The organism is Micromonospora sp. CA-248260 (assembly GCF_050942205.1).
Taxonomy (GTDB): Bacteria; Actinomycetota; Actinomycetes; order Mycobacteriales; family Micromonosporaceae; genus Micromonospora; species Micromonospora antibiotica.
Map to the genome: position 1 here is coordinate 6,350,265 of NZ_CP192021.1, position 21,302 is coordinate 6,371,566.

Annotated in this window: 21 protein-coding genes and 1 pseudogene; 8 read left to right on the plus strand and 14 right to left on the minus strand. The window is 72.7% G+C overall.

Going from position 1 to position 21,302, the window contains the following annotated elements; translation table 11 throughout:
* Window positions 1-16 precede the first annotated feature (16 nt).
* Complete coding sequence (locus ACQP2H_RS27535; RefSeq protein WP_357537888.1) at window positions 17-1,276, minus strand: MFS transporter; 1,260 nt, start codon at window positions 1,274-1,276, stop codon at window positions 17-19.
* Window positions 1,277-1,465: 189 nt separating this feature from the next.
* Here ACQP2H_RS27535 and ACQP2H_RS27540 point away from each other — a divergent pair, with 189 nt between their 5' ends.
* Together ACQP2H_RS27540 and ACQP2H_RS27545 are read left to right on the plus strand one after the other, a co-directional pair.
* Window positions 1,466-1,636: a hypothetical protein gene (locus tag ACQP2H_RS27540; protein WP_219464783.1), complete on the plus strand. Its 171-nt coding sequence runs from the start codon at window positions 1,466-1,468 to the stop codon at window positions 1,634-1,636.
* Window positions 1,636-2,856 carry an MFS transporter gene (locus ACQP2H_RS27545; protein WP_219464786.1) on the plus strand — a complete coding sequence of 407 codons (1,221 nt, stop codon included), beginning with the start codon at window positions 1,636-1,638 and terminating at the stop codon, window positions 2,854-2,856. Before ACQP2H_RS27540 ends, ACQP2H_RS27545 begins: the two co-directional genes overlap by 1 nt.
* Window positions 2,857-3,000: 144 nt before the next feature.
* On the opposite strand, the gene htpX is transcribed toward ACQP2H_RS27545, so the two are convergent.
* The 7 genes from htpX to ACQP2H_RS27580 all read right to left on the minus strand — a co-directional run bounded on the left by htpX (window position 3,001) and on the right by ACQP2H_RS27580 (window position 10,913).
* A complete protein-coding gene (gene htpX / locus ACQP2H_RS27550) occupies window positions 3,001-3,879 on the minus strand; it encodes a zinc metalloprotease HtpX (RefSeq protein WP_219464787.1) in 879 nt (292 codons plus the stop codon).
* A 201-nt stretch (window positions 3,880-4,080) separates the two neighbouring features.
* Window positions 4,081-5,637: an NADH-quinone oxidoreductase subunit N gene (locus ACQP2H_RS27555; RefSeq protein WP_433229401.1), complete on the minus strand. Its 1,557-nt coding sequence runs from the start codon at window positions 5,635-5,637 to the stop codon at window positions 4,081-4,083.
* Window positions 5,638-5,751: 114 nt separating this feature from the next.
* The gene (locus tag ACQP2H_RS27560; protein ID WP_433229403.1) at window positions 5,752-7,281 is read right to left on the minus strand and encodes a complex I subunit 4 family protein; all 1,530 of its coding nucleotides are present in this window, start codon (window positions 7,279-7,281) and stop codon (window positions 5,752-5,754) included.
* Window positions 7,282-7,395: 114 nt separating this feature from the next.
* On the minus strand, window positions 7,396-9,309 hold the full coding sequence (locus ACQP2H_RS27565; RefSeq protein WP_433229405.1) for an NADH-quinone oxidoreductase subunit 5 family protein: 1,914 nt from the start codon (window positions 9,307-9,309) through the stop codon (window positions 7,396-7,398).
* Complete coding sequence (gene nuoK / locus ACQP2H_RS27570; RefSeq protein ID WP_433229407.1) at window positions 9,306-9,728, minus strand: NADH-quinone oxidoreductase subunit NuoK; 423 nt, start codon at window positions 9,726-9,728, stop codon at window positions 9,306-9,308. The genes ACQP2H_RS27565 and nuoK overlap by 4 nt, the downstream gene beginning before the upstream one ends.
* 55 nt (window positions 9,729-9,783) lie before the next feature.
* Entirely contained in the window at window positions 9,784-10,326 is a 543-nt protein-coding gene (locus ACQP2H_RS27575) for an NADH-quinone oxidoreductase subunit J family protein (protein ID WP_357537897.1), read from the minus strand.
* Window positions 10,323-10,913, minus strand: coding sequence for a NuoI/complex I 23 kDa subunit family protein (locus tag ACQP2H_RS27580; protein ID WP_208568249.1), 591 nt, complete (start codon window positions 10,911-10,913; stop codon window positions 10,323-10,325). Before ACQP2H_RS27580 ends, ACQP2H_RS27575 begins: the two co-directional genes overlap by 4 nt.
* Before the next feature lie 184 nt (window positions 10,914-11,097).
* Between ACQP2H_RS27580 and ACQP2H_RS27585 the strand changes: the two genes are divergently transcribed.
* Window positions 11,098-11,259 (plus strand): hypothetical protein, encoded by a 162-nt coding sequence (locus ACQP2H_RS27585; RefSeq protein ID WP_363819137.1) that lies wholly within the window; start codon window positions 11,098-11,100, stop codon window positions 11,257-11,259.
* Window positions 11,259-11,672 carry a Uma2 family endonuclease gene (locus tag ACQP2H_RS27590; protein WP_357537901.1) on the plus strand — a complete coding sequence of 138 codons (414 nt, stop codon included), beginning with the start codon at window positions 11,259-11,261 and terminating at the stop codon, window positions 11,670-11,672. The genes ACQP2H_RS27585 and ACQP2H_RS27590 overlap by 1 nt, the downstream gene beginning before the upstream one ends.
* On the opposite strand, the gene ACQP2H_RS27595 is transcribed toward ACQP2H_RS27590, so the two are convergent.
* Window positions 11,653-12,075, minus strand: coding sequence for an ester cyclase (locus ACQP2H_RS27595; protein ID WP_357537903.1), 423 nt, complete (start codon window positions 12,073-12,075; stop codon window positions 11,653-11,655). The two genes, ACQP2H_RS27590 and ACQP2H_RS27595, sit on opposite strands and share 20 nt — an antisense overlap.
* Window positions 12,076-12,171: 96 nt before the next feature.
* On the opposite strand from ACQP2H_RS27595, the gene ACQP2H_RS27600 reads away from it, so the two are divergent.
* Window positions 12,172-13,218: a glutathione S-transferase family protein gene (locus ACQP2H_RS27600; RefSeq protein WP_433229411.1), complete on the plus strand. Its 1,047-nt coding sequence runs from the start codon at window positions 12,172-12,174 to the stop codon at window positions 13,216-13,218.
* Between the two features lie 54 nt (window positions 13,219-13,272).
* On the opposite strand, the gene ACQP2H_RS27605 is transcribed toward ACQP2H_RS27600, so the two are convergent.
* The gene (locus ACQP2H_RS27605; RefSeq protein WP_433229413.1) at window positions 13,273-13,686 is read right to left on the minus strand and encodes a GntR family transcriptional regulator; all 414 of its coding nucleotides are present in this window, start codon (window positions 13,684-13,686) and stop codon (window positions 13,273-13,275) included.
* A 283-nt stretch (window positions 13,687-13,969) separates the two neighbouring features.
* On the opposite strand from ACQP2H_RS27605, the gene ACQP2H_RS27610 reads away from it, so the two are divergent.
* Both ACQP2H_RS27610 and ACQP2H_RS27615 read left to right on the plus strand, forming a co-directional pair.
* The gene (locus tag ACQP2H_RS27610; RefSeq protein ID WP_433229414.1) at window positions 13,970-14,284 is read left to right on the plus strand and encodes a hypothetical protein; all 315 of its coding nucleotides are present in this window, start codon (window positions 13,970-13,972) and stop codon (window positions 14,282-14,284) included.
* A gap of 210 nt (window positions 14,285-14,494) precedes the next feature.
* Window positions 14,495-15,811 carry a S8 family peptidase gene (locus ACQP2H_RS27615; protein WP_433229416.1) on the plus strand — a complete coding sequence of 439 codons (1,317 nt, stop codon included), beginning with the start codon at window positions 14,495-14,497 and terminating at the stop codon, window positions 15,809-15,811.
* A 51-nt stretch (window positions 15,812-15,862) separates the two neighbouring features.
* On the opposite strand, the gene nuoH is transcribed toward ACQP2H_RS27615, so the two are convergent.
* The gene (gene nuoH, locus ACQP2H_RS27620) at window positions 15,863-16,828 is read right to left on the minus strand and encodes an NADH-quinone oxidoreductase subunit NuoH (protein ID WP_363819147.1); all 966 of its coding nucleotides are present in this window, start codon (window positions 16,826-16,828) and stop codon (window positions 15,863-15,865) included.
* Between the two features lie 213 nt (window positions 16,829-17,041).
* A pseudogene (locus tag ACQP2H_RS27625) lies at window positions 17,042-17,632 on the minus strand (NADH-quinone oxidoreductase subunit C); the annotation flags it as partial.
* 263 nt (window positions 17,633-17,895) lie between these two features.
* On the opposite strand from ACQP2H_RS27625, the gene ACQP2H_RS27630 reads away from it, so the two are divergent.
* Entirely contained in the window at window positions 17,896-18,942 is a 1,047-nt protein-coding gene (locus ACQP2H_RS27630) for a glucose 1-dehydrogenase (RefSeq protein ID WP_208568256.1), read from the plus strand.
* A gap of 16 nt (window positions 18,943-18,958) precedes the next feature.
* Here the strand turns inward: ACQP2H_RS27630 and ACQP2H_RS27635 are convergent, their stop codons facing one another.
* Entirely contained in the window at window positions 18,959-20,275 is a 1,317-nt protein-coding gene (locus tag ACQP2H_RS27635; protein WP_208568257.1) for a DUF2252 domain-containing protein, read from the minus strand.
* A 342-nt stretch (window positions 20,276-20,617) separates the two neighbouring features.
* A complete protein-coding gene (locus ACQP2H_RS27640) occupies window positions 20,618-21,205 on the minus strand; it encodes an NADH-quinone oxidoreductase subunit B (protein WP_357537913.1) in 588 nt (195 codons plus the stop codon).
* Between the last annotated feature and the right edge of the window lie 97 nt (window positions 21,206-21,302).

The following is a 21,302-nucleotide window of genomic DNA, read 5'->3' on the forward strand; positions in this document are numbered from 1 at the left end:
GGGGCGCGCGAGATGGTCAGACGGTGACGGGGTGTTCGGCGCGGGTGGCGGCGGCCTCGGCGCGGGCGATCGGGCCGCCGGGCAGGGCCGCGACGGCGGCCCCGACGCCGACCGCCCCGGCGGCGAAGAGGAACGCCCAGGGCACCCCGGCGGCGTGGTCGACGATCAGGCCGGCCACCGCGCCGCCGGCCGCGCTCGCCGCCACCGACATGGTCACCACCCAGGTGTACGCCTCGTTGAGCATGCCCGTCGGGGTGATCCGCCCGACCAGGGTGTTCTCCAGGGTCAACGCGGGGGCGATGGTGGCCCCGCCGATCACCAGGGCGATGCCGAGGGATACCGGGCCGGGCATCACCGCGAAGATCGCCAGGGTGCCGGCCACCGCCGCGAGCAGCCAGGCGAACTGGCGGGTCATGTTGGCCGCCGGGCGGCGTACCCCGAACCAGAAACCGCCTGCGGCGCTGCCCACCCCCCAGACGGCGAGCAGCAGGCCGGCCAGGCTCTCCGGGTCGTCGGTGGGCTGGTTGCCGGCGAACGCCGGCACGATCACCCCGGCCGCGCCGAAGGCGATGCCGAGGCTCGCCACGCATACCAGCAGCGCCGGGAAGCCACCCACCCGCAGCGGGCCGAGCCCCCGGGCATGGTGCTCACGCGAGTGGGGCCGCCAGCCGCGCATCACCCGGCCCAGCGCCACCCCGGCGGTGCCGACCAGGGTCACCACGGCCGCGCCGAGCAGTGCGGCGGCGGCGTCGGCCAGCAGGACGAACCCGGCCACCAGCAGCGGACCGAGCACGAAGACGACCTCGAACAGCGACGTCTCGGCGGCCAGCGCGGTGTTGCGCAGCTGGTACCGGCCGCTCGCCGGGGCGGTCAGGTCGTTCCAGGCACCCCGGATGGCGGCGGTCAGCGGCGGGTAGGTGGCCCCGGCCAGACCGGCGGCCAGGTAGATCAGGCGCAGGTCGGCGTTGTCGGCGCGGCTCGCTCCGAGCAGCCCGAACAGGGCCAGCGGGTGGGCAACGGCGGTGACCAGCAGCACCGGGGTGGGGCCGACCCGGTCGGCGATCCGGCCGGCGACCGGGCTGAGTGCGGCACCGGACAGCGCGTAGATGCCGCCGGCCACGGCGGCGAGGGAGTACCGGCCGGTGACCTGCTCCACGACCAGCAGCAACGCCAGCGGCGTCATCCCGATGCCGAGGCGACCGACGACACCGAGGAGCAGCAGCAGCGGCGCCCCGGGAATCCGCCAGACGCCCAGGTACTGGCGCAGTGCGGCCACGGTGGCACCTCCCAGGAGACGATCAGGTAACGACTCAGAACCCTGTAGACCCTAACGCCGCAGGTCGCTCCGGGAATGGTCGATTCACTCACACCCCGGGCCGCTGACCCGGTGGCGGCGAGAGGGTAACTTGCTGATCGACCCAGATACATACACCGCTGAATCGCCCCCGACGCCGTAGGAGGTCCGATGGTCGGCACCACGATCGAGCACCGCCGGCCCGGCCCGGCGCCCCGCGACAGCCAGCGCCGATCCGGCCCGGCCGGCCGCGACGGCCAGCGCCACCAGCCGACCCGGGTGCTCCGGGAAAGCAGCCGTCACCGGCAGAACGGGGTCGAGGAAGCGAACCTGACGACCTGATGACCGACGCCGACGAGCGGCTCTCGCCGACACCCGGTTACCTGGCGCTGTTCCGCCACCCGGTGGCTTCCCGTCTGGTCACCGCCCGGGGCATCTCCGAGCTGGGCGACTTCGTGGGGCTGGCCGCGCTGCTGCTGCTCGCGTACGACCAGACGCAGTCGGTCCTCGGGCCCGCCGCCGTGTACGCCGCCCGAGCCCTGCCCGCCCTGCTGGTCGCCACGGTGTTCAGCGGCTGGCTGGACGTGCCGGCCCGCCGTACCCTGCTGGTCTGGCTCTCGCTGGCCGGCGCGGTGCTGATCGCGGTGCCGCTCGTGTCGCCCCGGCCGGTGCCGGCGATCATCGCGGCGGGTCTGCTCGGCGCGGTCCGGGCCGCCTACTCCAGCGTCAACGTGGCGGTCGCCGCCGAGTCGGTGGACGCCCCGCTGCGGCTGCCGCTGTTCGGCCTGTCCGCCTTCGCCAACCAGGTCGGCCAGGTGGTGGGGCTGCTGGCCGGGGCCAGCATCACCGTGGCCCTCGGCCCCCGGGTGGCGCTCCTGATCGACCTGGTCTCGTTCCTGCTCGCGGCGGTGGTGCTGGCCGGGCTGCCGACCGGGCAGCAGCGGCGGCGCGGGCCACGCCCACCGGCCACCGCCGGCATCCGGACCATCGCCGGGCACCCGGTGCTGCGCGGCGTCGCCCTGCTCACCCTCGCCACGGTCGTCTCCGGCGCGCTGCCCGAGACCCTCACCCCGGACCTCGCCGACGGGGCCTGGCGGCCCGTGGTGCTGGCCTCGTCGGCGTTGGGCGGCGCGGTCTTCGTGCTGGTGCTGGGGCGGGGCACCTGGCTGGGCCGGCTGACCGGGCAGGTCACCGTGGCCGCCGCCCTGGCCGGGGCGCTGCTGCTGGCCGCCCTGCTGGTCGCCACGCACGCCCCGGTGTGGGCGCTGGCCTGCGCCAACGCGTTGATCGGCGCGGGTGGCGGGTGGCTGATCGGCGCGCAGGCCACCTTTGCCCGGCTGGCACCGGTGGAACGGATGGGGCAGGTGGAGGCGACCATCGTGGCCGCCAACATCGTCGTCGCCGGCTGCGGGATCTTCCTGCTCGGGTCGGCCGCCGCGTTGTTCGGGCCGGCCGTGGCGTACCTGCTGGCCGGGGTGCTGCTGCTGGTCGTGGTGCTGCTGACCCGCCCCGACCGGCTGCCGGCCGACGCTGGCCCGCAACCGACCGTTTCCCCGCACTGACGCCCTCCGGCGGCCCGGCTCCCGGCGGGAGGCAACGCGCCGGCCCGCTGACGGGACCACCGCGCCCGTGGTCCCGGCGGAGGTACCGCGCAGACGACCGCGCCCGCGTCCGGGACGTGGACGCGGGCGCGGGGTCGGTGCGGATCAGCGCTGGAACTGCACGGGGCCGGAGTTGCGGGCCATCTGCTCCAGCCGGGCCACCCGCTCCTCCATCCGGGGGTGGGTGGAGAAGAGCGCGGCGATGCCGCCACCCCGCTTGAACGGGTTGTCGATCATCAGGTGGGCGGTGCTGGTGAGCTGCCCCTGGGCGGGCAGCGGCCGGGCCTGAGTCCCCAGGTGGATCTTGCGGAGGGCGCTGGCCAGGGCCAACGGGTCCCGGGTGAGCTGCGCACCCGACGCGTCCGCCTGGAACTCCCGGCTCCGGCTGATCGCCAACTGGATCACGGTGGCCGCGATCGGGCCGAGAATGATGGTGAGCAGCAGCACCGCCGGGTTCGGGCCATCCTCGTCGTTGCTCCCACCCAGCGGGATGAAGAACGCCAGGTTCGCCAACATGGTGATGATGCCGGCCAGCCCGGCCGCCACGCTGGAGATCAGGATGTCCCGGTTGTAGACGTGGGACAGCTCGTGGCCGATCACCCCACGCAGCTCGCGGTAGTCGAGGATCTCGGTGATCCCGTGGGTGACGCAGACCGCCGCGTTGGCCGGGTTACGCCCGGTCGCGAACGCGTTGGGCTGCGAGGTGGGGCTCACGTACAGCCGGGGCATCGGCTGCCCGGCCTCGGTGGCCAGCTCCCGGACCATCCGGTACAACTCGGGGAACTGGGCCTCGGTGACCGGTTGCGCCTTCATCGAGCGCAATGCCAGCTTGTCGGAGAAGAAGTAGGTCACGCCGTTCATCAGCAACGAGACGACGACGGCGACGACGAGGCCACCGCTCCCACCGAACCAGTAGCCGACCGCGAGGATCAGCGAGGTCAGCAGGCCCAGCAGCGCTGCGGTCTTCAGACGGTTGTGATGCACGATCGCTCCTTCGGTGCGCGGGTCGCGCGGGACCCGCTGACCGGTACAACGTCACCGGTACCCGTCAACCATCCAGCTCATGACTGGCAGTTGACTGACAGAGGCTGGGAACCCGCTGAACGGACCGGACACCGGGGACGACCCGGGACACCAGCTCAAGGGGTATCCCGAGGCGCCCGGGTCAGGAGCTTCGGCGGCTGCTCAGCGGGACGCGAGGTCCAGCACCCACTGCGGGGCGAAGCCGATCACCACGGCCAGCGCGGTCGCCCCGGTCAGCGCCACGGTGACCGGCCAGGCCACCCGACCGGACCCCACCCCGGGTGCGACGGCCGGCCCGGCGGGGGGCGTGACGGCCGACTCCCCGGAAGGCGTCAGGGCGGCCGACTCCCCGGGGTGCGTCGGGGCGGCCGGCAGTGGGGTCGGGTCGGCGTAGAGAGTCGCGGCGATCCGCAGGTAGTAGGCCAGGCCGATGACCGCGTTCAGCGCCACCACCAGGGCCAGCCAACCAGCCCCGCCGTCCAGCAACGCCCGGACCACGGTCACCTTGGCGAACAGCCCCGCCAGCCCGGGAGGCAGGCCGGCCAACCCGACCAGGGCCAGCGCAAAGGCCGCCCCCGCCCAGGGCCGCCGCCGGGCCACCCCACGCAGGTCCGCCAGCGTGCCGCCGTCCGCACCCGCTGGCCGCAACGCCACCAGCGCCGCGAACGCCGCCAGCTCCACCACCACGAAGAAGACCGCGTACGCCACCACGGCGGCGTACGCCCCGGCCCGGACGTCGTCGACCCGGCCGGCGGCCAGCGCCAACACCCCCAGCGGGGCCAGGATGTAACCGGCCTGGGCCACCGACGACCAGGCGAGCAGCCGGACGGCACGCCGCTGGCGCAGCGCCACCAGGTTGCCCACGGTCATGGTGAACACCGCCAGCAGGGCCAGCACCGGGCCGGTCACCTCGGCCGGCAGCGCCCGCTGCACCACCGCCAGCAGGGCCACCACCCCACCCAGCTTCGACGCGGTGGACAGGTAGGCGGCCACCGGCAGCGGCGCTCCGTCGTAGGTGGCCGGGGCCCAGGCGTGGAACGGCACCGCGGCGACCTTGAAGGCCAGCCCGAGCACCAGCAACGCCACCGCCGCCGGAATCAACGGCAGGTCGGGCGCGTCGGCCAGCAACCCGCCGAGCCGGCCCAGGTGCAGGCCGCCGGTCGCCGCATAGAGCAGGGCCGCGCCGAGCAGGGTGACCGTCGTGGCCACCACGCTCACCACGAAGAAGGTGACCGCCGCCTCCGCGCTGGCCAGGCTGCCCCGACGCAGGCCGACCAGCACGTACAACGGCAGGGTCAGGGTCTCCAGGGCGACGATCAGGGTGATCAGGTCACCGGCCGCGCCGAGCACCACGCCACCGGTCATCGAGCAGGCCAGCAGGAAGCAGTACTCCCCGACCGGCGTCGGGCCGCCGCGCAGCAGCGGCCCGGACAGCCCGAGCACCCCCAGGGTGAGCAGGGCGAACACCCCGGCGACCAGGGCCGCCCGGCCGTCGAACACCCACGAGCAGTCGGCACCCGCACAGAAGGTCCGCCGGGTGCCGGCCGCGCCCACCACCACCGCACCGACCCCGGTGGCGACGACGCCCGCGCAGGCCACGGCCACCGTCGCGCCGGCCCGGCCGACCAGCAGATCCGCCAGCAGCACGAGTACGGCGGTGCCGGCCGCCAGGTACGCCGGCAGCAACGCCACGTTGTCGACGCTCTGCACGAGACTCACCGGTGCTCACCTCCGTTCGCGACTGCGGGGCTCCGCTGCGCTGCACTCCTCGCGCTCACCGCACCCGCCCTTCGCTCGCGACTGCGGGGCTCCGCTGCGCTGCACTCCTCGCGCTCACCGGAGCACCGCCACCAGGGCGTCCACCGGGCCGCTCGCATAGCCGAGCACCAGGGTGGGTGCCAGGCCGACGGCAAGGGCGAGCAGGACCAGCGGAACCCAGGCGGTCAGCTCCACCCCGGCCAGGGCGGGGGTGAACCGGCCCACCACCGGGCTCGGCCGACCGTGGGTGACCCGACGCAGCAACCGCAGGAAGTACGCGGCGGTGAGCGCCCCGCCGACCGCCGCCAGCACCGCCAGCGTGGTCCACAGCGGCCCGCCCCGCTCGACGGCCGCGACCACCGCGAACGCCTCACCCCAGAAACCCGCCAACCCGGGCAGGCCGAGCGAGGCGACCGCCGCGAAGCCGAGCAGACCGGCCAGCCGGGGTGCGGTCTCCCGCAGCCCGGACAACTCGGCGAGCGCCCCGGTGTGGGACCGGTCCTTGACCGCCCCGGCGAGGAAGAACAGCAGCCCGGTGATCACCCCGTGGGCCACGTTGCCGATCAGCGCCGCCTGGATGCCGGTGGCGGTCAGCGTCGCCACCCCCAGCAGCACGAACCCCATGTGCCCCACGCTGGAATAGGCGATCAGCCGCTTCAGGTCCTCCTGGGCCAGACAGACCAGGGAGCCGACGAGGATCGCCGCGACGGCCAACACCCCGAGGATCGGCGCGGCCCAGCGGGCACCCTCCGGGGCCACCCCGACGGCAACCCGGATCAGGCCGTACGTGCCCATCTTGAGCAGCACCCCGGCGAGGATGACGCTACCGACGGTGGGTGCCTGGGTGTGCGCGTCGGGCAGCCAGGAGTGCAGCGGCCAGAGTGGGGCCTTCACCGCGAACGCCAACCCGAGTAGGGCGAACGCGGTCAACTGGGTGCCCCGGGACAGCCCCACCCCGCCGGTCAGCGCGACGATGTCGGCGGTCCCGGCGGCGGCCACCACAACGAACACGCCGACCAGCAGCAGCACCGAGCCGAAGAGCGTGTAGAGGGCGAACTTGCGGGCCGCCGCCCGGGCCGCGTCCCGTGCCGGCAGATCATCGCCGGTGCCGCCCCAACCGGCGATGATCGCGTACATCGGCAGCAGGACGACCTCGAAGAAAACGAAGAACAGCACCAGATCGAGGGCGAGGAAGGTGCCCAGGATGCCCACCTCGACCACCAGCAGCAACGCGACCAGCGCCCGGCCGCTCCCCCGACCCTCGGGCACCCGGCGCACGGTGTAGCCGCAGCAGAGCAGGGTGAGCAGGGCGGTGAGCACCACCAGCGGCCAGGAGATGCCGTCGACCCCGAGGTGGAAACGCAGGTCGAGACCGGGCACCCAGGGCAGGTCGACCTCGTGCCAGGGCTGCACGGCGGGGGCCGGGCCGTAGCCGAACCAGCCATGGTCGCCGAGCACCAGCAGCGCCGCCCCGACCAGGGTCAGGCCGGCGACCGCCGTACCCAGCAGCCGGGCCGCCCGCTCCCCAGGGAGCACGGCCACCAGCGCCGCCCCCACCGCCGGCAGCACCAGCAGCGCGACCAGCAACACCTGCCCCACGCTCACCGGATCGGCCCCTCGCTCGCGACTGCGGGGCTCCGCTGCGCTGCACTCCTCGCGCTCACCGGACCGACCTTTCGCTCGCGACTGCGGGGCTCCGCTGCGCTGCACTCCTCGCGCTCATGAGGAGACTCCGATCAGGGCGGCGGCCAGGCCGATCAGCAGGGCGCCGGCCAGTACCGCCGCCGTCGCGCGGGGCAGGGCCGCCCGGTGCAGCGCGGCCAGCCCGGCACCGAGCGCGGACGCGCCCCGGCCCACCCCCTCGACCAGGCCGTCCACCCCCACCTCGTCACCGGTACGCGTCACCCGGGCGAGCGTCGTCGTGGGGCGTACCACGAGGGTGTGTTGCAGGTCGTCGAGGCGGAAGGCGCGGGCGAACACCGGCCGCAGCGGACCCAGCGCGCGGGCCGGATCGGCGGCCGGGTCCCGCCGCCAGCCGGCCCAGGCCAGCCCCGCCCCGACCACCAGCAGCGCGAGTGGCAGCAGCACCGCCGGGGCGAGGTGGACCAGCTCCACGTCGGCGTCGGTGCCCCGCAACCGGTCGGTGAACGGCGGCCAGAACGCCGCCAGCCCGAGCAGCGCCGCCGGTACGGCCAGCAGCAGCACCGGCCAACGCATCAGCGCCGGCGGGTCGTGCGGGTGCAGCAGCGGTAGCCGGGCCTCGCCGAAGAAGGCGCGCAGCAGCAGCCGGGTCGCGTACGCGGCGGTGAGCAGCACCCCGAGCAGCCCGGCCAGCCAGACCAGCCAACCGACCCAGGCCGGGGCGGGACCGGTGCCGTCGAGCGCGGCGGCCTCGGCGGCGGCGAGGACGCCGTCCTTGCTCCAGAAACCGGACAGCGGTGGCACCCCGGCCAGCGCGCCGAGGCCGATCAAAGTGCACCAGAAGGTGACCGGCATGCTGCGCCGCAGCCCACCCATCCGGGACAGCAGGGTGGTGCCGACGGCGTGGATCACCGCACCGGCGGCGAGGAACAGCAGCGCCTTGAACGCGGCGTGGGTGAGCAGGTGGAACAGCGCGGCGGCCGGGGCACCGACGGCGAGCGCGCCGGTCATGTAGCCGAGCTGGGAGACCGTCGACCAGGCGAGCACCCGTTTCAGGTCGTCCTGGGCGGTGGCGGCGAGCGCGCCGAGCAGCAGGGTGACCGAGGCCAGCACCCCGAGCACCGCCAACGTCACCGGGGCCCGGGTGAACAGCGGGTAGAGCCGGGTCACCGCGTACACCCCGGCGGCGACCATGGTCGCGGCGTGGATCAGCGCGGAGATCGGCGTCGGGCCGGCCATCGCGTCCGGCAGCCAGGTGTGCAGCGGGAACTGGGCGCTCTTGCCGGCCACCCCGGCGAGCAGCAGCAGGCAGGCGGCGGTCAACGTGCCGGTGGAGTGGTCGTGGGCGAGCACGTCGGCGATCCGGAAACTGCCCGCCGAGACGCCGAGCAGGGCGATGCCGAGCAGGAACCCGACGTCACCCACCCGGGTGACCAGGAACGCCTTCATCGCGGCGGCGGGCGCCTCGGGCAGCCGACGGTCGTGGGCGATCAGCAGATAGGAGCAGAGGCCCATCACCTCCCAGCCGACCAGCAGCAGGATCAGGTCCCCACTGACCACCACCAGCAGCATCGCGGCGGTGAACAGGCTGATCTGCGCCGCGTAGGGCGGATAGCGGTGGTCCACCTCGACGTCGTCGTGCGGGCCGCGCCGCAGGTAGGCCACCGAATAGACCTGCACCGCCAACGCCACCGCCGTCACCGCGACCGCGACCAGCGCGGCGACGCCGTCCAGCCGCACCCCGAGGGTGACCCGCAGCCCGCCGAGGTCGATCCAGCTGGTGCTGGTCTCCACCGGGTCGCCGACCCGCACCAGCAGCAGCACCGCGACCAGCAACGCACCGGCCGCACCGGCCACCCCGAGGCCGATCGCCGCCCGCCGGGCCGCGCTCTCCCCGGTGGTCGCCCTCTGCGGTGCCGGCGGCAGCAGCAACCCGAGCAACCCGGCAACCAGGGGTACGACCGGCAGCGCCGCCCCGAGCACCCCCGTCACCGCCCGGCCTCCGCCCGCGCGCCGGCCGACCCGGCCGCGACGTCGCTGGCCGACCCGGCCCGGTCGACAGCCGACCCGGCCCGGTCGACAGCCGACCCGGCCCGGTCGACAGCCGGTTCGGTCAGCGGCACGTCGTCGACGGTGACGCTGGCCCGCAGCCGGTAGAGCTGAAGCACGATGGCCAGCCCGACGCCGATCTCGGCGGCGGCCAACACGATCACGAACAGCGCGAAGACCTGACCGGAGTGCGGCAGCACCGCCCGCACTGTGGTGTCGGCGGTGACCAGGATCAGGTTGACCGCGTTGAGCATCAACTCCACCGCCATCAGCACCAGCACCGCGTTGCGTCGCCGCAGCACGCCAAAGACGCCCAAGCCGAACAGCAGGGCGGCCGTGACGTACGGGATGACCGGCCTCACCGGGTGGCCTCAGCTCGCGACTGCGGGGCTCGCAAACCCGGCTCACTCCTCGCGCTCACCGGATGGCCTCGGTTCGCGACGACGACGCGGCGGCGTCGGGGCGGCGGCCGATGTCCGGGCGGGACAGGATGACCGCGCCGACCAGGGCGGCCAGCAGCAGCACCGACAGCACCTCGAACGGCAGCACCCAGGAGCGGAACACCTGCTCGCCGATGCCCTCGGCGGTGCCCGCCGCCGGCAGCTCCACCGTCGACCAACGGAACGCGTCGACCAGCAGCGCCGTCAGGCCCAGCCCGGTGCCTGCCCCGATCAGCGCGGCCGGCCAGCCCGGCCGGTCCAGGTCGTCGGAGGCCCCGATCGGCGCCCGGGTCAACATCACCGCGAACAGCAGCAGCACCACGACTGCGCCCACGTAGATCAGCACCTGCACCCAGGCGACCAGTTCGGCGGTGAGCACCAGGTAGTCGCCGGCCAGCGCGCCCAGGCAGAGCACCAGATAGAGGCCGGCCCGGACCAGGTGCTTCGTGGCGACCACCAGCACACCCGACCCGACCGCCACCGCGCCGAGGGCGAGCAGCAGCACGTCCGCACCGGTCACCGGGGGGCACCTCCGTCGGCGGGGCCGGGCTCGGGGCGTACCACGGTGGGGCGGGCGGCGGAGCTGGTCGGGGCGGCGGCCTTGCGCGCGGCGGTGGTCTCCTCCTTGGCCGGCTCGCCGTGCGGGTCGTGCGCGGGCGGCGGCGGCACCGTGGCCATCCACTGGCCGAGGTGATCCTTGTCGTGCAGCAGATCCTTGATGTCGTACTCGGCGTACTCGAACTCCGGCGACCAGTAGAGGGCGTCGAACGGGCAGACCTCGATGCAGATGCCGCAGTACATGCAGAGTGAGAAGTCGATGTCGAACTTGTCGAGGACGTTGCGCTGGCGGGGGCGGGCCGCGCCGGCCACCGCCACCTCCTCCTTGTGCGAGTCGATGTAGATGCACCAGTCGGGGCACTCCCGGGCGCAGAGCATGCAGACCGTGCAGTTCTCGGTCAGCAACGCGATCACGCCCCGGGAGCGGGGCGGCAGCTCGGGGGCGACGTCCGGATACTGCTGGGTGGTCGACCGGCGGGTCATCGTCTTCAACGTGACCGCCAGCCCCTTCACCAGCCCCTCACCGGGGACCCCGCCGCGCTCGCTCACGGCGTCGCCCCGCTGCGCTCACCGACACCGTGAGATGCCGCCGCACTGAGCCGGCTGGCTCGCCCACTGCGCTCACTCATGGGGTCATCCTGCCCTGTGGCCACGGCGCGCGCGACCACCACCCGGCGTTTGCCGGCGCTACCGTGACGGGCGGGGAGAACGACGCACCGGGAAGGACCGACCGATGACCGCCGCGTTGCAGAGCGACCATCCGCCGGAGGGCGGCTGGACGACCGACGATCTGGACGCACTGCCCGAGGACGGCCGCCGCCGCGAACTTCTCGATGGAGTGCTGATCGTGCCCCCTCCCCCACCCGCATCCACCAGACCATCGCCGGCCGCCTGATGGTCGCGCTCGAAGAGGAGTGTCCCGACGACTACGACGTGACCCAGGCCGTGGAGGTGCGGATCAACCGGACCCGCTCCTTCATCCCCGACGTGCTGGTGACCACGTCCACCGCCGCCGCCCGCGAGCCGTCCCGCTACGAGGCGCACGAGGTGGTGCTGGCCGTCGAGATCGTCTCCCCCAGCACCCGCTCCATCGACCGGGTGCTCAAGCCGACGCTCTACGCACAGGCCGGCATCCCGTTCTACTGGCGGATCGAGGTGGAGGACGACGGCCTGGTCGTGCACACCTACAAGATCGACGCGGTGAACGAGGTCTACCTGGAGACCGGGCGGTGGACGAAGTTCGTCGACACCGGTGAGCCGTTCCCGGTGAACCTGTCGGTCGACCGGATCACGCCCCGGCGTCGGTGAGCGGCGGCAGCATCTCCACACCCAACTGTTGCAACAGTTGGAACAGCTCGTTGACGCTCCACACGTCGACGATCCGCCCGGCGGCGTCGAACCGCAGGAACGTCGCCCCGGAATAGCTGACCACCTGCCCGGTCGGCGGCACCGGGCCGAACTGTCCCGCCTGGGTGCCGGCGGCCCGCCAGCGCAGCGCCACCCGGTCCCCGGCCGCCACCACGTCCACCAGTTTGTAGCGCAGGTCGGGGAAGGCGGCCCGGCGGTCCCGGTGCCAGGCCAGCACCGCCGCCGGGCCGGTGCCACCCAGCCCCGGGCACTCCTGCGCCACCAACTCGTGCGCCGACTCCTCGTGGCCGGCGTTCCACACGTCGGCCACGAACCGTCGGGCCACCGCCGCAACGTCGATCATGCGGGCAGCCTAGGCGGACCGACCCGGACGCCGTTGTGCTGCCCCCGGGCGGAAGAACCGCCATGATGGGAGCCGAAGCGGACGAAGGGCGACACCATGGCGGAGAGCAACGGCACGACGGCGACCCAGAGCGGCGGCAAGTACGTCGAGCCAGGCGGCGAGTTCACCCGGGACCAGCGCTACATCGCCACCCGGATCACCGTCGACGGGCGGGACGGCTACCCGGTCGAGTCGGGACGCTACCGGCTGGTGGTCAGCCGGGCCTGCCCGTGGGCCAACCGCATGATCATCGTACGGCGGCTGCTCGGGCTGGAGGAGGCGCTGCCCATGGCGGTGGCCGGGCCCACCCACGACGCCCGGAGCTGGACGTTCGACCTGGACCCGGGCGGGCGGGACCCGGTGCTCGGCATCGAACGGCTCGCCGATGCGTTCTTCGCCCGGTACCCCGGGTACGACCGGGGGATCACCGTGCCGGCGATCGTCGACGTGCCGACCGGGCAGGTGGTCACCAACGACTACGCGCAGATGACCCTGGACCTGTCCACCGAGTGGACGGCACACCACCGCGAGAGTGCCCCGCAGCTCTACCCGGAGCACCTACGGGCCGAGATCGACGAGGTCAACAAGGTCGTCTTCGCCGACGTCAACAACGGGGTGTACCGGTGCGGCTTTGCCGGCTCGCAGGAGGCGTACGACAAGGCGTACCGACGGTTGTTCGACCGGCTGGACTGGCTCAGCGACCGGCTCGCCGACCAGCGCTACCTGGTCGGGGACACCATCACCGAGGCCGACGTGCGGCTGTTCACCACGCTGGTCCGCTTCGACCCGGTCTATCACGGCCACTTCAAGTGCAACCGGCAGAAGCTCAGCGAGATGCCGGTGCTGTGGGCGTACGCCCGGGACCTGTTCGCCACCCCCGGCTTCGGCGACACCATCGACTTCGACCACATCAAGCGGCACTACTACGAGGTGCACCGCGACATCAACCCGACCGGGGTGGTGCCGCTGGGCCCGGACCTGGTCAACTGGCTCAGCCCGCACGGGCGGGAGGCGCTCGGCGGCCGGCCGTTCGGCGACGGCACTCCCCCGCCGCCCCCGCTGCCGGCCGAGCAGGTGCCGCCGGAGCACACCCCGATCGGCTGAGACACCGCCCCGACCACACGCGCCCCCGCCCGGCCTATGGGTGGGGGCGCGTGTTTATCCGACCACGATGGTCACGCGGTGCGCCCCGTACCCCTCCACCGCGCCATCCGCCCTGTTCACCAGGATGACGGGCTCACCTTCGTGGAGGGTGAGTCTGCGCCGCTCCTCGGGATCGGGCATCCGCGACTGAACCCGATCGCCTTTACTCAGGGTCACTTCGACGCGATCCTGTTCTCCCCGGACGAAGGTTCCGCGACTCTGTACGACCACGATCAGGCCCTCGCTTCGCAACTGCTGGAGCGCGCGGCGGACCGTGAGTCGGCTGAGCTGGAACTCCTGGGTGAGGCTCAGCTCGGTGGGGACTCGCTGACCAGGGGCGAGTTGGCCGGAACGAATGGCTTGTCGCAGCCGATCCGCCAGTTGTTTCCAGGTAGCGACATCCGGATTGAAGTCGCTCTCGCTGCTCACAGGCGCACGCTAGGTGACCTCATGCTGTCGCAGTGTTGTGTTTACGTCAATACAACACTTAGAGTGATCTGGTCATGCTGACCCTCCGCAAGGAGCACGACATGCCCAGGCACGTCACCTACCACGAGTACCTGGCCGCCGTCGCACTGACGCTGCGACGCAGGCACCGGCCCGTATGGTCCAGCGACCGGAAGCGGATCGTCTGCCGCTGCGGACGCGAACTGCCGTGCAGAATCCGACACCGGGTGCCGATCAACCGGGGGCACTGGCCGGGCGAGGGCCGATGACCACACACGGCCCAGTGGCGTCGCACACCCCCCGATCCGGTGACCTGCTCCATGTGAACCGGTCGGCCAGTGTCCAGTTCATCAACCCAATCGCGTTCCGAGTCATCCGCGTGCTCGACTGGCCCACCTACGACGGGTGGGTCTGGCTGGAGGGCTACCAGCTCAACGCCAGAGGGGACGCCGTCACGCGCCGATCGATCTTCGTACAGCCAGCGGGACTGGTCATCGAAGCGCGAACCACCCCGAGGTCCACGGTCGGACAACCGAGGCGATCCGGCTCGAACACAAAAGCCCGGACAGACGTGGCGTAGACCAGCGCCTGGCACCGCCGCAAGGACTTCGACACCGACGGGGACGACGTTCGGTCCCGCCACTGAGAGCTGTCGCACATTCACCTTCGGTGCCCAAGAGTTAACACGGTGGTCAATATGACCTGTTCGACTATGGGACGTCCGTCGATGCGACTCCCGTCGGCGGGCCGCCTGTCCACTACGGACTCCCCTCTTGAGGAGGAACGAACCTTGCGCAAGCTGGGTAGCAGGACCGCACGTCTGGGCGTACTCGCCGGTGTTCTCGCCGGCGCGCTCGCCACCACCACCAACGCCGCCGTCGCGGCCCCGGCCACCCCCGGCCCGGGGCGGACCGCACCCGCGCCGCTGCTGGCCGGCAGCACGGAAGCCGCACCGGACCGGTACATCGTCGTCCTCTCCGACAAGCCGGTCAGCGGCGAGCGCACCGCCCGCCTCGCCCGCACCACCCAGTCGGCCGCCGTCGCCGAGCGGGCCGGCGGCACCGTGCTCAACCGCTACACCCAGGTCCTCGACGGGTACGCGGCCGTGCTGCCGCCGGCCGCCCTCGCCGCCGTCCGCAACGATCCGGCCGTGCAGTACGTCGAGCGGGACACCCGCATCCAGGGCGGGCTGACCAGCACCACCCCGGACCGGACCGGCCCGACGCCGGCCCGGACCGGGCGGGCCCAGGCCGGAGGCGTGTCCGTTCAGGCCGTGCAGAGCAACCCGCCGTCGTGGGGGCTGGACCGCATCGACCAGCGCAACCTGCCGCTGAGCAACAGCTTCGGCTACACCTCGACCGGTTCCGGGGTGACCGCCTACATCGTCGACTCCGGCATCCGGGCCACCCACGTCGACTTCGGCACCCGGGCCGCCGGGGTCTACGACGCGGTCGGCGACGGCAACGGCACCAACGACTGCCACGGCCACGGCACGCACGTCGCCGGCACCATCGGCGGCACCACCTACGGGGTCGCCAAGTCGGTGACCCTGCGGGCGGTCCGGGTGCTCCAGTGCGACAACTCCGGGTGGAGCACCGACCTGATCGAGGGCGTCGACTGGCTGGCCACCAACCACGCGGCCGTCTCGGTGGCGAACTTCAGCCTCCAGGGCTACGGCACGTCGGCGAACACCTCGATCGAGAACCTGATCGACCACGGTGTGTACCCAGTCTTCATCGCCAACAACTTCAACACCGACGCCTGCACCAACGGCCCCCGGTCCAGCCGGGGCATCACCGTCGCGGCGACCGACATCAACGACAACCGGGCGTCGTTCTCCAGCTACGGGACCTGCGTCACCATCTTCGCCCCGGGGGTGGACATCACCTCCGCCGGCATCGCCTCGAACACCGCAGTGGCCAGCGGCTGGTCCGGCACCTCGATGGCGGCCCCGCACGTCACCGGTTGGCTGGCCCGCTACCGGCAGACCAACCCGTCGGCGACCCTCGCCACCGCCAAGAGCGCGCTGATCACCGCCGCCACCACCGGCAAGGTGGTCAACCCGGGGGTCGGCTCCCCGAACCGTCTGCTCTACGCCGCGCCGTGAGCGTGCCGGAGGGGCCCCGGGGAGTGTCCCGGGGCCCCTCCGGGCCGGCGCTCAGTTCAGGGTGAGCCGTACGGCGGTGGTGAGGACCAGCTGGGCCAGCGCCGCCGGCACCAGGACCAGCCAGCACAGCCGCTGGAGCTGGTCCTCGCGCAGCCGGGGGAACGACACCCGCAGCCAGATGATCACGAACGAGACGGCGAAGACCTTCAGCAGGGTCCACAGCCACCCGAGCTGGGCGTCGGCGAACGGGCCCTGCCAACCACCGAGGAAGAGCACGGTGGTCAGCGCGGCGATCACCACGATCCCGACGTACTCGGCGAGCAGGAAGAACGCGAACCGCAGGCCGGTGTACTCGGTCATGTAGCCGAACACCAGCTCGGAGTCGGCAACCGGCATGTCGAACGGGGGGCGCCGGATCTCGGCCAGCCCGGCCACGAAGAACACGATCATCGCGGGGGCCTGCCAGAGCAGCCACCACGGCTGCCACGCCTCGACGATCCCGCCGAGGCTCAGCGTCCCCGCCGCCATCGCCACCGAGGCGGCGGCCAGCACCAGCGGCAGCTCGTAGCCGAGCAGCTGGGCCGCCCCGCGCAGCCCGCCGAGCAGGCTGTACTTGTTGGCCGACGCCCACGCCGACATCAGCACCGCCACCACGCCGACGCCGACCACCGCCAGGACGAAGAACAGGCCGATGTCCAGCGGCTGCCCGACCAGGTCGTTCGGGCCGAGCGGGATCACCAGCAACACCAGCAGGTAGGGCACCAGGGCCACCACCGGCGCGAGCCGGAACACCGCCCGGTCCGCCTCGCGGGGGGTGATGTCCTCCTTCTGGACGAACTTGATCCCGTCGGCGACGAGCTGCGCCCACCCGTGGAAGCCACCGGCGTACATCGGACCGAGCCGGCCCTGCATGTGCGCCATCACCTTGTGCTCGGCCTGGCCGACGATCAGGGGCAGGGTGAGGAACGCGACCAGCACCCCGCCGATCCGGATCACCAGCTCCAACCAGGTCGGCATCAGTCCGTACCCTGCTCGTCGCCACCCTGGTCAACGCGCGCCGGGCCGTCGCCGGCCGGGCCGTCGGGGGCCAGGCGTCCGGTGGCCGGCGGGGCGTCGCCGGTCGCGCCGGAGGCGGGGTACGCGGCGGACGGCCCCCGCAGTGGGCCGGGCCGGACGGTCCCTGGGCGGGCGGGCCGGGGCGCCGCCGCGCGGCCCGTCGCCCACCGTCACCGGACCGGCCGGGGCGGGCACCACACCCCACTCCCCCGGGGCGGGCACCCCGGGTGGACGGACCGCCCGGCGACCGCCACCGGCCTCGGACTCACCCGGTTCCTTCGCACCCGGCCACGGTTTCGCCACCCGGGAGGCGAGCACGAACTCCTTACGCAGCGGATGCCCCTCGAACTCGGGAGGCAGCAGCAGCGGGGCCAGCCCCCGGTGGCCGGCGAAATCGACACCGAACATCTCGTGGGTCTCCCGCTCGTGCCAGGCCGCGCCCGGGAAGACGTCGACCACCGATCCCACCGTCGGCGTCTGCCGTGGCACCCGGGTCCGCAGCAGCACGCCGTGGCGGTGCCGGGTCGACCACAGGTGGGCCACGATGTCGAAGCCGCCGGCCAGCTCGTCCACGGCGGAGAGCCAGTCGAAGAAGTCGCAGGCCAGCTCGGCGTCGTCGCGGACCGCGCGGAGGGTGTCCGCCCAGGCCGCCGGGGGTACGTCGACGGTGGCCCGGGCGTGGGCCTGCCCGCCGGACACCGACGCGGTCGCCTCGACCGGCGTGAGCAGCGCGACCACCCGCCGACCGACCTCTTCCGGAGTCATGCGGTTGATCCTATGGCCGCCGCCCCGGCCCCGGGTCCGCCCGCCCGGTCGTACGCGCCCGGCGGACACCTGGATGAGGTGAACGGACAGCCTTCCGCCGTGTCGCGGAGCGACCCGGACGGTCCGTCCGGCGCTGTGCGAGCGGGCGTTCGACGCTGTGCCGGGCGGGTCGGACGGGCGTCCGGGGCTGTGCCGGGCAGGGGCGGGGCGGGCATCTGGCGCTTTGCCGGGCGGGGCGGGACGGGGCGGGGAAAGATGGGGCCGTGCGCGCTGTGACGGTGACTCCCAAGGTCCGTGACTCGCTGCGGCTGGTACAGGACTGGCCGGAGCCGGCAGCCGAGGAGGGGGTCATCCTGGTCGAGGCGCTCGCCGTCGGCATCTGCGGCACCGACCAGGAGATCATCGCCGGGCACTACGGCGAGGCCCCACCCGGCCAACGGGAGCTGGTGCTCGGCCACGAGTCGCTCGGCCGGGTGCTGGAAGACCCGTCCGGCACCCTGCAACCCGGTGACCTCGTGGCCGGCATCGTCCGCCACCCCGATCCGGTGCCCTGCCCCAACTGCGCCGTCGACGAGTGGGACATGTGCCGCAACGGCCGGTACACCGAGCACGGGATCAAGGCGCTGCCCGGCTTCGCCCGGGACCGGTGGCGGGTGCAACCCAAGTTCGCCATCGGGCTGGACCCGGTCCTCGCTCCGGTGGGCATGCTGCTGGAACCGACCAGCGTGGTGGCGAAAGCGTGGGACCACATCGGGCGGATCGGCACCCGGGCCAGGTGGGAACCGCAGACCGCGCTGATCACCGGTGCCGGGCCGATCGGGCTGCTGGCGGCTCTGCTGGCCGTCCAGCGGGGGCTGTCGGTGCACGTGCTGGACCGCAGCACCACCGGCCCGAAACCGGACCTGGTCCGGGCGCTCGGAGCGACCTACCACACGGAGTCGGTGAACGAGTTGGACGTCGAGCCGGACGTGGTGGTCGAGTGCACCGGAGCTCCGACGGTGGTGCTGGACGCCATGTGCAAGGTCGGCCCCACCGGGATCGTCTGCCTCACCGGGGTGTCCAGCGGGGGCCGGACCATCGACTTCGACGCCGGGGCCCTCAACCGGGAGCTGGTGCTGGAGAACAACGTGGTGTTCGGCTCGGTCAACGCCAACCGGCGGCACTGGGAACTGGCCGCGCAGGCGCTCGCCCGGGCCGACCAGTCGTGGCTGAACTCGCTGATCACCCGCCGGGTGCCGGTGTCGGCGTACGCCCAGGCGTACGCCCACGCCGACGAGGACATCAAGGTGGTGCTGGAGTTCGACAGGTGAACCCCGACCGGCCGGCTCAGATGCCGGGCAGCCGGCCGTTGCGGAACAGGTCGACGAAGAGCTGGTGGTCGGTACGGGCCCGGACGCCGTACGCGTGGGAGAACTCGACCAGGTGCCCGACGAAGCCGTCGGTGTCGTCGCCGATCGCCGCGACGATCGCCTCCTCGGTGGAGTAGTCGACCAGGTCGTGGCTGGACTCGTCGTCGGCGACCGAGTGCATCCGGGCCACCGCCCGACCCAGGTCGGCGAGCACCCCGGCCAGTTCCTCGGGCTCGTTGACGTCCGACCAGTCCAGGTCGGCGGCGTAGGGGGAGACCTCGGCGACGAGCTGACCGGCCCCGTCCAGCTCGGTGAAGCCCAACCACGGGTCGGCGTGCGCCTGCAACGCCCGTTGCGACTCGGCCGTCCGGTGACCCTGGTGCCGGAAGTAGCCCCGGACCCGCTCGTCGTCGACGTACCGGGCCACCGCCGGCACCTGCGCCTGCTTCATGTAGATGACCACGTCGTTCTCCAGGGCCTCGGTGTGCCCCTCCAGCAGCAGGTTGTACGACGGCAGCCCGGCCGAGCCGATGCCCACGCCCTTGCGTAGCACCACGTCCTTGATCTGGGTGGCGACCGGACGCAGCCGGGCCGTCGCCTCGGGCAGCGTGGCGAGGTAGCCGGTGAACGCGGCGCACACCCGCTCCCGGGTCTCCCCGTCGATCTCGTAGACCCCGTCGCCGAGGGAGAACCGCCGCTCGTAGTTGTCGACGGTGGTCTGCGCGGCCAGCAGGTCGACCCGGGTGTTCAGGCGGGCCTCCTGGAGCACCCGGCGCAACACCCCGTCGGCGTTGTCCAGGGTGATCGACCCGATCGCGTCGTCCCCACCGGCGGCGATGGCCCGCAACTCGGTCAGGTACGACCGGGCGAACCCGGTGACCAGCTCACCGATCGCCTGGTCGGACAGGGCCTTGGCGTAGCCGAGCAACGCCACGCTGGCGGCGAGCCGCTTGAGGTCCCAGGAGAACGGCCCGACGTACGCCTCGTCGAAGTCGTTGACGTTGAACACCAGGTGCCCGGAACCGTTCATGTAGGTGCCGAAGTTCTCGGCGTGCAGGTCGCCGTGGATCCACACCCGGCTGGTCTCCTTGTCGAGGAACGCGTCGTCGGCGAAGTCCCCACGCTGGTCGGCGTAGAACAGTGCGGCGCTGCCCCGGTAGAAGGCGAACGGTGACGCAGCCATCTTGCGGAACTTGCGGCGGAATGCCGCCGGATCGAGTGCCATCGACGCGCCGAACTCCTCGGTCAACACGTCGACGATGAAGGCGGACCGCCGGTCCCCAGAGTCGTTCATGCCCCGCACGCTAACCCCCACCCACCACCCCACCCTCGCCCCCACCCCACCCTCGCCCCGGTGATCAAGAGGTTCGCGTCAATTCCGGCCGGGATGCTGACGCAAACCTCTTGATCACCGGAGAAAGCGGCGGCTGGGCGCGAGCCCGCACGCCCCGACGGGCAGGGATCCCGGAGAAAGTGACGGCTGGGGCGCGGCCCGCGCGTCCGGACGGGTACGGGTCGGTGATCAAGAGGTTCGCGTCAAGAATCCGGGTGGAGATGGCGTAAAGCTCTTGATCACCGGAGCGAGACGGAGGGAGCGCGAGGCGGAGGGGGCAGCGGGGGCGGGGGCAGCGGGGGGTCAGGGGGCTGAGGGGGTGGGGGGGTGGATCAGGGGGGCGGTCAGGGAGTCGGCTGGGCGTGGGGGGGTTCCGTCGGAGGGGGTGACGTCGGCCAGGGGGGCGAGGGGGTCGGTGCGGTCGACGCCGCCGATGCCGGACTGCTCGGCGGCGATCTTCTCCTGGAGGCGGAGGATGCCGTGCAGCAGCGCCTCGGGCCGGGGCGGGCAGCCGGGCACGTAGACGTCGACCGGGATGAGCTGGTCGACCCCCTTGGTCACCGAGTACGAGTCCCAGTACGGGCCGCCGCAGTTGGAGCAGGCGCCGAAGGAGATGACGTATTTCGGCTCGGGCATCTGGTCGTACAGCCGCTTGATCGCCGGGGCCATCTTGTCGGTGACCGTGCCGGAGACCACCATCAGGTCGGCCTGCCGGGGCCCGTGGGCGAACGGGATGACGCCGAGCCGGATGAAGTCGTGCCGGCCCATGCTGGTGGCGATGAACTCGATCGCGCAGCAGGCCAGGCCGAAGTTGAACACCCAGAGCGAGTAGCGGCGACCCCAGTTGAGGACGAACCGGATCGGCTCGCCGAGCACTGCCGGCAACTGCACGACCGCCTCCTCGTCCGGCCGGTCGACGACCGTTACGTCGCCGTGGCCGCTGCGCTGTCTCCCAACGGACAGTCAACCACAGCCGACGGACGCAACC

Excerpts from the sequence above, each read along its gene's own strand:
- ACQP2H_RS27600 (WP_433229411.1), top strand. The coding sequence starts at position 12,172 with ATGGCGGAGAGCAACGGCACGACGGCGACCCAGAGCGGCGGCAAGTAC.
- ACQP2H_RS27545 (WP_219464786.1), top strand. The coding sequence starts at position 1,636 with ATGACCGACGCCGACGAGCGGCTCTCGCCGACACCCGGTTACCTGGCG.
- ACQP2H_RS27635 (WP_208568257.1), bottom strand. The coding sequence starts at position 20,275 with ATGAACGACTCTGGGGACCGGCGGTCCGCCTTCATCGTCGACGTGTTG.
- ACQP2H_RS27610 (WP_433229414.1), top strand. The coding sequence starts at position 13,970 with ATGACCACACACGGCCCAGTGGCGTCGCACACCCCCCGATCCGGTGAC.
- ACQP2H_RS27595 (WP_357537903.1), bottom strand. The coding sequence starts at position 12,075 with ATGATCGACGTTGCGGCGGTGGCCCGACGGTTCGTGGCCGACGTGTGG.
- ACQP2H_RS27585 (WP_363819137.1), top strand. The coding sequence starts at position 11,098 with ATGACCGCCGCGTTGCAGAGCGACCATCCGCCGGAGGGCGGCTGGACG.
- ACQP2H_RS27590 (WP_357537901.1), top strand. The coding sequence starts at position 11,259 with ATGGTCGCGCTCGAAGAGGAGTGTCCCGACGACTACGACGTGACCCAG.
- nuoH (WP_363819147.1), bottom strand. The coding sequence starts at position 16,828 with ATGCCGACCTGGTTGGAGCTGGTGATCCGGATCGGCGGGGTGCTGGTC.
- ACQP2H_RS27540 (WP_219464783.1), top strand. The coding sequence starts at position 1,466 with ATGGTCGGCACCACGATCGAGCACCGCCGGCCCGGCCCGGCGCCCCGC.